This is a genomic window from Sphingobium sp. LSP13-1-1.1, from assembly GCF_040676415.1.
Taxonomy (GTDB): domain Bacteria; phylum Pseudomonadota; class Alphaproteobacteria; order Sphingomonadales; family Sphingomonadaceae; genus Sphingobium.
In genome coordinates this window covers 50746-58745 of the sequence record NZ_JBEGHU010000011.1, presented here as the reverse complement: position 1 = coordinate 58745, position 8000 = coordinate 50746, and the positions used below count along the sequence as shown (strand labels likewise).

The window sequence follows — 8000 nt, the reverse complement described above, 5'->3', positions numbered from 1 at the left end:
CCGCAATCTCGTCGAAAGGGTTCATCGACATCTTGACGTTCGCCAGATCGACGCCCGTCCCATCCGCCTTCACGCGCGGCTTCACATTATAGTCAATCACCCGCTTCACGGGCACAAGGATCTTCATCTCCAACATCCTTCCTTCATTCACGCCAAGCTCGCAAATGCGAACGCGGACGCGGGCAGCCCGTTACCGGACCACCCGCACCCCTTGGTGTCTTGTTCAGGCGAAAAGCTGCGTCAGGCTGCCTTCCTCACTTCCGCCACGATCTTCTTCGCCGCGTCGCCCAGATCGTCCGCCGGGACGATGGCCAGACCCGAAGCGGCCAGAATGTCCTTGCCCTGCTGGACGTTCGTGCCTTCCAGGCGGACAACCAGCGGAACCGACAGGTTCACTTCCTTGGCGGCGGCGACGATGCCCTCGGCAATGATGTCGCACTTCATGATGCCACCGAAGATGTTGACGAGAATGCCCTTCACCGCCGGGTCCTTCAGGATGATCTTGAAGGCCGCAGTCACCTTTTCCTTGTTGGCGCCGCCACCGACGTCCAGGAAGTTGGCGGGGAATTCGCCGTTCAGCTTGATGATGTCCATGGTCGCCATGGCCAGGCCCGCGCCGTTCACCATGCAGCCGATATTGCCGTCGAGCTTGATGTAGGCGAGGTCATATTCGGACGCTTCGACTTCCGCCGGATCTTCCTCGGTCAGGTCGCGCAGTTCGGCGATGTCCTTGTGACGGAACATCGCGTTGCCGTCGAAACCGACCTTGGCGTCGAGGACCAACAGATTGCCCTGCTCGGTCAGCGCCAGCGGATTGACTTCGATCTGCTCGGCGTCGGTGTCGAGGAACGCGGCGTAGAGCGAGGCAGCCACCTTGGCAGCCTGCTTAGCCTGATCGCCGCTCAGGCCCAGGGCGGCGGCGATCGAACGACCGTGATGCGGCTGGAAACCGGCGGCCGGATCGACAGAGAAGCTGTGGATCTTTTCCGGGGTCGAGTGGGCGACCTCTTCAATGTCCATGCCGCCTTCGGTCGACACTACGAAAGCGACCCGGCTGCTGGCGCGGTCGACCAGCAGGGCAAGGTAGAATTCCTTCGCAATGTCGGCGCCGTCGGTGATGTAGAGGCGGTTGACCTGCTTGCCCGCTTCGCCGGTCTGGATGGTGACCAGCGTGTTGCCGAGCATGTCGGTGGCGTGGGCCTTGACCTCATCCAGGTTGAAGGCGAGGCGGACACCGCCCTTCGCTTCAGGAGCGAGTTCCTTGAACTTGCCCTTGCCGCGGCCGCCGGCGTGGATCTGCGACTTCACGACATAGAGCGGCCCGGGCAGTTTCTTCGCCGCTTCGACAGCTTCCTCGACGGAGAAGGCGGCATAACCGGCAGCGATCGGCGCGCCGTATTTGGCCAGCAATTCCTTCGCCTGATATTCGTGGATGTTCATGGGGCTCGCCCGTCCTTTCCGCTGAAACTCTTCTGGACAGCGGCTAAGCACAGGCAGGGAGCCAGCGCCAGAAAATTTCGCAAAATGACTTTGCAAAATTGCAAAACCTTTGCGAAGCGACAGCGCGGTTATTGCGAAATCAGCGGTCGATGGCGCAGACGATCGCCGCCTTGCTCGTCACGGCAAATATCTCTGGATCCTCCAGCGCGCGGACCTTGAAGAGGAACCGGTCCACCGTCATGTCGCCCATGTGAGATTTGCGGAGCGAGGCCAGCGACTGGAGCCTGCGGAGCTGCGCCAAACTCAGCCGATCGACCATCCTTTCCGCCATGCAGCCCGCCATGCGGGGAGACACGCCCGCATCGATCAAGCCCGTTCGCAGGCGTGATTCGGGCGAAACCGTCGCACAGGACATCAGGAAGAGAGAAGCGCCAAGCCCGCAGGCCAGCGCACGGAAAGGGATGGCTGTCATCCCGCCTTCATGGCAAGCATGGCCTGAACAGGGGCTAAATATTTGCTATGGCCAGCGGAGAAAAAGAAAGATGGACCGGATTTTCACAGCCTTTGCCCACCGTATCGCAAGTTGGTCTGGCCAGCCTGCCGCTTTCATCCTGGCGGCGCTGATCATCCTGGCCTGGATCGTGACCGGCCCGATCTTTCATTATTCCGACACATGGCAGCTCATCATCAACACCGGCACGACGATCGTCACCTTCCTGATGGTGTTCCTGATCCAGAATGCGCAAAATCGGGATGGCTCAGCCATTCAGGCGAAAATGGACGAACTGATACGCGCCCTTTCGACAGCACGGAACGAGTTCATCGGTATCGAACATCTGACCGAAGCAGAACTGGAGCAGATAAAGTCCATGCTGGAAAAGGAATGCGGTGACGATGCAACGCATCATGAATCGATAGCGCGACTGATCAACCGGCTTTGACAGAGGGGTCGTCACGACCAGAGTATCGTGGGGAAATGCGGGGACGCTTAATGGGTCAGATCGACCAGATTTTCATTCTGACGCCTGTAGGCATCGATCTGATCCGTATAGCCGCGCGCAAGACCCTCATAGGCTTCCCGGCCCTTCGCCGACCGGCTCATCTGCGCACGGATCAAGGCGACCTGCTGCCTGTGCAGCAGATAATTTACATCCATCTCCCTATTCATATTCACCCTCCTACCTGATCGTTGAAAAGATTGGCTGGAGTTCGCATCAAGTGCGATTCGCTCTGCGGCAGCGTCAGGATAACACCGGCCCAGTAGCTATACGATTCCGTCCGACGCATGGGAAAGGCGGCTGGACGAGTAAATCAGGATCTTCAGCGGTATTTGGCACGTCGCAGGACAAGATATCCCGTCACGGCCGAAAGCCGCAAGCCAGCGAGAATGCTGCCGAAGATGCCGATCTGCTTGCCCAGACCGCGCTTCAATTCCGGCCCGGCCTCCGCATGAACAAAGGCATGATGGAGATGCCCCGCAGGCCCCGGCAAATTGGCGAACAGCATGGCCAGGGCGACAGCCCCCATCAGCAGGAGGCGGCCGCCCGCCCCGCTTCGCTTTTCAGAAAATCACGCAGCGCCGAGGAGCGCCGATTGATCATGCTGCTTGCTCCTGTGGGAGTGGGCTGGAAGAGGGCTGAAGATCGATGTTCATTCCGATGTCGCAACCAATAAATGTTTGAGAATCAATTCTTTGCTGCCATAGCGCGTCCGGGGAATACAGGGAGCCGCATTCCGTGGGGGAGACCATCTTCGTTATTCTGGGGAGGGTTCATCATGAAATTCTGCTGTTCGCGGTTGTGGGACTGGCGATTGGCGGGATCGATGATTTCATTATAGACTCAGTTTTCCTGTGTCGTCGGCTGTGGCGCAAGCTGATTGTCTATTCGCGCCACGAGCGAATGACGACGGCGACCCTGCCGGCTTCGCGGCAGCCGGGCCGCATCGCCATCTTCATTCCCGCCTGGCAGGAGGCCGATGTGATCGGCCGAATGTTGCGCAATGCGCTGAACCGCTGGGGTAATCAGGACTACCGCATCTTTGTCGGCATCTATCCCAATGACCGAGCCACTCTGGATATACTGACGCCCCTCGCTTCCGGCGAAGAGCGGCTGATCCTGTGCATCAACGAACGCGACGGGCCGACCACGAAGGCCGATTGCCTGAACCGTGTCTGGCGCGCCATGCTTCAGGAGGAAAGACGTACCGGATCGCGCTTCAAGGCGATCGCCCTGCATGACGCGGAAGACGTGGTTCACCGCGATGAAATCCGACTGTTCGACGTGATGACGGACCGATTCCAGCTCGTTCAGCTTCCGGTCCTGCCCCTGCCCGGCAATGGCGGCTGGTGGTCGAAGCTTATCGCCAATCATTATTGCGATGAATTTGCGGAGAGCCACGGCAAGTTCCTGACCGTGCGTGAAGCCATGGGCGCCTCCATGCCCTCGGCTGGCGTAGCGTGCGCATTTGAACGGCAGATGCTGGAGCGGCTGGCGAATGCCGGCCCCGGCGGACCATTTGATCCGGAATCGCTAACGGAGGATTATGAGGTCGGCCTGCGCATCAGCAACATGGGCGGACGGGGCATCTTCGTACGTATGCGCGACGGAAATGGCGATCTCGTCGCCACCAGGGAATATTTTCCCGACAATCTGAAGGCAGCCGTCAAGCAGAAGGCGCGCTGGATGGTCGGCATCTCACTTGCTGGCTGGGACCGCATGGGCTGGCAGGGCGGCCCTGCCGAATGGTGGATGCGCATGCGGGACCGCGCCGCCGCCCTTTCCGCCTTCGTCCTGTTTACCGCCTATCTCGCGCTTCTGCTCTGGGGCGTGCTGCTCGTCGCAGGCCTGTTCAGCGATGTCACTTTCGCCAGGATCTCCCCCGTCATCGAAGTCCTGCTGTGGATCAATTTCGGGTTCATGAGCTGGCGAATGGCGATGCGGGCGATTTTTTCCGGCATGGCTTATGGATGGGTTTTCGGACTGGGCGCCATACCGCGCACGCTGATCGCCAATATCATTGCCATGATGGCCGCCAGACGGGCCATGCTCCTCTATCTTCGGTCGCTCATCGGCAGGCCGCTGACCTGGGACAAGACACAGCATCGTTTTCCGGATCTGGAATCCCAGGCATGAACAAGGCGGCCAGCGGACGCCCGGTCCGCTTCTTCACGCTTGTTATAGCCGATTGGGTCGCCATCCGTCTGGCGGGGACCGGCTTCGACCTTCTCGGCGGCGCAATGGGCGGTCCCGGTGAGGGTCCATTCCGTCCTACGACTTATGCGACCAACGTAGGAATCACAGCCGAAGGGCATGGTCCGCCAGTTCGGCAGAGCGGGCCGCCGCAAAGGCTGACATCTGCCGCCGCAGCGCCGGGACTGGCGCTCATGGCATCGTCACCATGGGCCAGAGCAACAAGGATCAAAGCAGCCTTGGCACCCGCCGCACCCGCTACAAGGGAAGCGGCGTCGACCGAGGAGGTTTCGGGCAAGGTCATGGGAGCCGCTCCATCGATCAACCCTTCACCTGCCTTGCCCATGGCCTACCCGCCAGCCGCTGGCACCAGCCGTTGGCATGGCAGTGCCTGGCTGCTGTGGCGCGACGACAGTGCCCCCCGCGCCGATGCCGCGACCGGCGGACGGCTGGGCGGATCACAGGCGGGTTTCCGCCTCGATTTCGACCTGACCCCGCGCGCCTCCAGCCGAGCGACCGCTTATGCTCGCGCCAGTGCTGCATTGAACAAGCCGGTCTCTCCCGAAGGCGCGCTGGGCTTGGCATGGCAGCCAGCGCGCACCGTCCCCGTCAGCTTCGCCGCTGAACGACGGTTTGCCCTGGGCCAGGGCGGACGCAACGCCAATGCCGTGCTGGCGGTCGGCGGTTTCGGCCCGACGCGGGTCGCGCCGTCCCTGGAAGTCGAAGCCTATGCGCAGAGCGGCATGGTCGGTTTCCGGTCACGCGACCTGTTCGTGGACGGCAAGATCTCGCTGCTGTCGCCCCTCGGCAACGCGCCCGTGCGGCTTGGCGCAAGCCTTTCCGGCGGGGCGCAGCCGCAGGTGGAGCGACTGGACATCGGCCCGGAACTTCAGATCCGCCTGCCCATAAAGCCTGTCGGCACCAGGCTGAGCGTCGAATGGCGGGAACGGATCGCGGGGCGTGCCGCGCCGGCTTCCGGTCCGGCAGTAACGCTTGGGGCTGATTTTTAAGGCAGAGCGCCTTTATCTCTCCGCATATTGGGCTTAACCCAGGGATTGCATGGATCTCTATCTGCCCATCGCCAACCTGTCGGTGAATGCGCTGGTCATCATTGCCCTGGGCGGCGTGGTGGGCCTGCTTTCCGGCATGTTCGGGGTGGGCGGCGGATTCCTGACCACGCCTTTGTTGATCTTCTACGGCATTCCTCCGACCGTCGCCGCGGCTTCGGCGGCCAGCCAGGTGACAGGCGCCAGCGTATCCGGCGTCTTCACCCATATGTCGCGCGGCACGGTCGACTTCCGCATGGGCGGCGTGCTGATCGCCGGCGGCGTGGTGGGCGCGGGCCTGGGCGTGCTGATCTTCCGTCTGCTGCAGGCCATAGGACAGATCGATACGGTGATCGGCATTCTTTACGTGCTGATGCTGGGCGGCATCGGATCGTTGATGGCAAAGGAATCGATACAGGCGCTGATAGCGCTGAAGACCGGCAGGAAGATCCAAGCGCGCAAAAGGCGGCACCATCCGCTTGTCGCGGCCTTGCCAATGCGGTGGCGCTTCTATCGGTCCGGGCTGTATATTTCGCCGCTGGCACCACTACTGCTGGGCATGGCGACCGGCATACTCACCATGTTGCTCGGCGTCGGCGGCGGGTTCATCCTGGTTCCGGCGATGCTCTACCTGCTGGGGATGACGACCCAGTCCGTGGTTGGCACGTCGCTGTTCCAGATATTGTTCGTGACCATGGCGACGACGATGATGCACGCCATGACCACGCATGCGGTTGACCTTGTCCTGGCCCTGCTGCTGCTGATCGGCAGCGTGACCGGCGCGCAGGTCGGAACGCGCATCTCGATGACGATCCGGCCGGAATATCTGCGCATCCTGCTTGCCGCCATCGTGCTGCTGGTGGCGGCGCGGATGGCGCTGGGCCTGGGGTTCCGACCGGACGAAATCTATACGGTGGAGCTGCGGTGAGGCGCCGGGCGCTTCTGGCCCTTCTCCCCGCCCTGCTGCTGCTGACGGCGGCAGACGAACCCATGCTCGTGCCCGACGTGTCCCAGCGCGAGGTGGAAATACAATATAGCTTCACGGGTGCGGACCTGCTGCTGTTCGGCGCGATCGTCTATCCCGACGGGCGTCGGCCCAGCAAGCCGCCGGACATCATGGTCGTTCTGAAGGGGCCGGATCAATCGATCACGATGCGCGAAAAGCAGAAGGTCGCCGGCATATGGATCAACGCCGACAGCGCGCGTTTCCGCTCCGCTCCCAGCTTCTACGCCATCGCATCGTCCCGCCCGATCGACAGGATGGTCGATGAACGGACGGCGGCGATCTATGAAATGGGCGTGGACAAGCTCCAGCTTTCGCCCTCTTCGCTCAATGAAAGCGCGGAGCTGGATCGGTTCCAGAAGGGTTTGATCGACCTCAGGGAAAGGGCCGGTCTCTATGTCGAGCGCCCCGGAACGGTAGAGATCACGGACGGCGTGTTATACCGGGCGCGACTGCCGCTTTCGGCCCGGGTAATCGTCGGCGATTACACGGCGGAAACCTTCCTCGTGCAGGACGGCCGCGTGGTGGCCGCCGCCGTGCGCGACATCACCGTCCGAAAGTCGGGGTTCGAGCGGTTCATGGCCGTCTCTGCCGAACAATGGCCCTTCGCCTATGGGCTGGCGGCGATCATGCTGGCGGTCGGCATGGGATGGGCGGCGGGCGCCATTGCCAGACGGGTCTAGCTCGCACCGTTCGAATGTCGTTCAGCCGCGCTTCCCCCTATGCACGCCAGGCGCGGCGTCGTGCCCGTCATCGCCGTGCCGCTTTCCTGGGCCGCAGCGCATCGCGCATCGCGATGCTGCTGTTGATCCGGGTGACGCCGGGCATGCGGGAGAGGATCTCGCTATGGATCGCCTCATAGGCCGCCACGCTCTCCGTTTCCACTCGAAGCCAATAATCGACGCCACCGGTCATCAGGAAACATTCCCGGATTTCCGGGCATTGCCGCACGGCATGCTCGAAACGGGCAAGATAATCCTCCGTCTGCCGATCGAGCGTCACCTGCACCAGCACATCGACGGCGCGGCCTTCCTTTTCCATAGGCGTCGTCACGATAGTATAGCCGCGGATCACGCCGGCATCCTCCAACATCCGGATACGCCGGTGACAGGCCGAAGGCGAAAGACCGACCTCCGCCGCGATTTCCGAATTGGGCCGCCGTGCATTCAGCCGGAGCAGGCGGATGATCGATCGGTCGATGGCGTCCAGCGATTCTGACATTTTATTGCATTTCCTACGAATAACCTTCGAAATATTTGCTCTTATTAGACGATCCTTCTGTCATTTGAGAGCATTTTCGCAAGGAGGCACGCTACTTTC

10 protein-coding genes and 1 pseudogene are annotated in these 8000 nt (G+C 61.6%); 5 read left to right on the top strand and 6 right to left on the bottom strand.

What is annotated here, in order from left to right; translation table 11 throughout:
- From MRBLSP13_RS07555 to MRBLSP13_RS07545, 3 genes and pseudogenes are all read right to left on the bottom strand, one after another.
- A pseudogene (locus MRBLSP13_RS07555) lies at positions 1 to 127 on the bottom strand (electron transfer flavoprotein subunit beta/FixA family protein); the annotation flags it as partial.
- Positions 128 to 240: 113 nt separating this feature from the next.
- Positions 241 to 1440, bottom strand: coding sequence for an ADP-forming succinate--CoA ligase subunit beta (gene sucC, locus MRBLSP13_RS07550; protein WP_363735693.1), 1200 nt, complete (start codon positions 1438 to 1440; stop codon positions 241 to 243).
- Positions 1441 to 1579: 139 nt separating this feature from the next.
- Entirely contained in the window at positions 1580 to 1912 is a 333-nt protein-coding gene (locus MRBLSP13_RS07545) for a hypothetical protein (RefSeq protein WP_363735692.1), read from the bottom strand.
- 70 nt (positions 1913 to 1982) lie between these two features.
- Between MRBLSP13_RS07545 and MRBLSP13_RS07540 the strand changes: the two genes are divergently transcribed.
- On the top strand, positions 1983 to 2381 hold the full coding sequence (locus tag MRBLSP13_RS07540; RefSeq protein ID WP_363735691.1) for a low affinity iron permease family protein: 399 nt from the start codon (positions 1983 to 1985) through the stop codon (positions 2379 to 2381).
- A gap of 47 nt (positions 2382 to 2428) precedes the next feature.
- Here the strand turns inward: MRBLSP13_RS07540 and MRBLSP13_RS07535 are convergent, their stop codons facing one another.
- On the bottom strand, positions 2429 to 2608 hold the full coding sequence (locus tag MRBLSP13_RS07535; RefSeq protein ID WP_133651642.1) for a hypothetical protein: 180 nt from the start codon (positions 2606 to 2608) through the stop codon (positions 2429 to 2431).
- Between the two features lie 152 nt (positions 2609 to 2760).
- Entirely contained in the window at positions 2761 to 2967 is a 207-nt protein-coding gene (locus MRBLSP13_RS07530; protein ID WP_363735690.1) for a hypothetical protein, read from the bottom strand.
- A gap of 209 nt (positions 2968 to 3176) precedes the next feature.
- Here MRBLSP13_RS07530 and MRBLSP13_RS07525 point away from each other — a divergent pair, with 209 nt between their 5' ends.
- From MRBLSP13_RS07525 to MRBLSP13_RS07510, 4 genes are read left to right on the top strand one after another with little or no spacing between them, the layout of a single operon-like run.
- Complete coding sequence (locus tag MRBLSP13_RS07525; RefSeq protein ID WP_363753776.1) at positions 3177 to 4574, top strand: glycosyl transferase family protein; 1398 nt, start codon at positions 3177 to 3179, stop codon at positions 4572 to 4574.
- Complete coding sequence (locus tag MRBLSP13_RS07520) at positions 4571 to 5641, top strand: hypothetical protein (RefSeq protein ID WP_363753774.1); 1071 nt, start codon at positions 4571 to 4573, stop codon at positions 5639 to 5641. Before MRBLSP13_RS07525 ends, MRBLSP13_RS07520 begins: the two co-directional genes overlap by 4 nt.
- Before the next feature lie 49 nt (positions 5642 to 5690).
- Positions 5691 to 6605 (top strand): sulfite exporter TauE/SafE family protein, encoded by a 915-nt coding sequence (locus MRBLSP13_RS07515; RefSeq protein WP_363735626.1) that lies wholly within the window; start codon positions 5691 to 5693, stop codon positions 6603 to 6605.
- Positions 6602 to 7363 (top strand): TIGR02186 family protein, encoded by a 762-nt coding sequence (locus MRBLSP13_RS07510; RefSeq protein WP_363735625.1) that lies wholly within the window; start codon positions 6602 to 6604, stop codon positions 7361 to 7363. Before MRBLSP13_RS07515 ends, MRBLSP13_RS07510 begins: the two co-directional genes overlap by 4 nt.
- Before the next feature lie 67 nt (positions 7364 to 7430).
- Here the strand turns inward: MRBLSP13_RS07510 and MRBLSP13_RS07505 are convergent, their stop codons facing one another.
- On the bottom strand, positions 7431 to 7901 hold the full coding sequence (locus tag MRBLSP13_RS07505) for an Lrp/AsnC family transcriptional regulator (protein ID WP_363735624.1): 471 nt from the start codon (positions 7899 to 7901) through the stop codon (positions 7431 to 7433).
- Between the last annotated feature and the right edge of the window lie 99 nt (positions 7902 to 8000).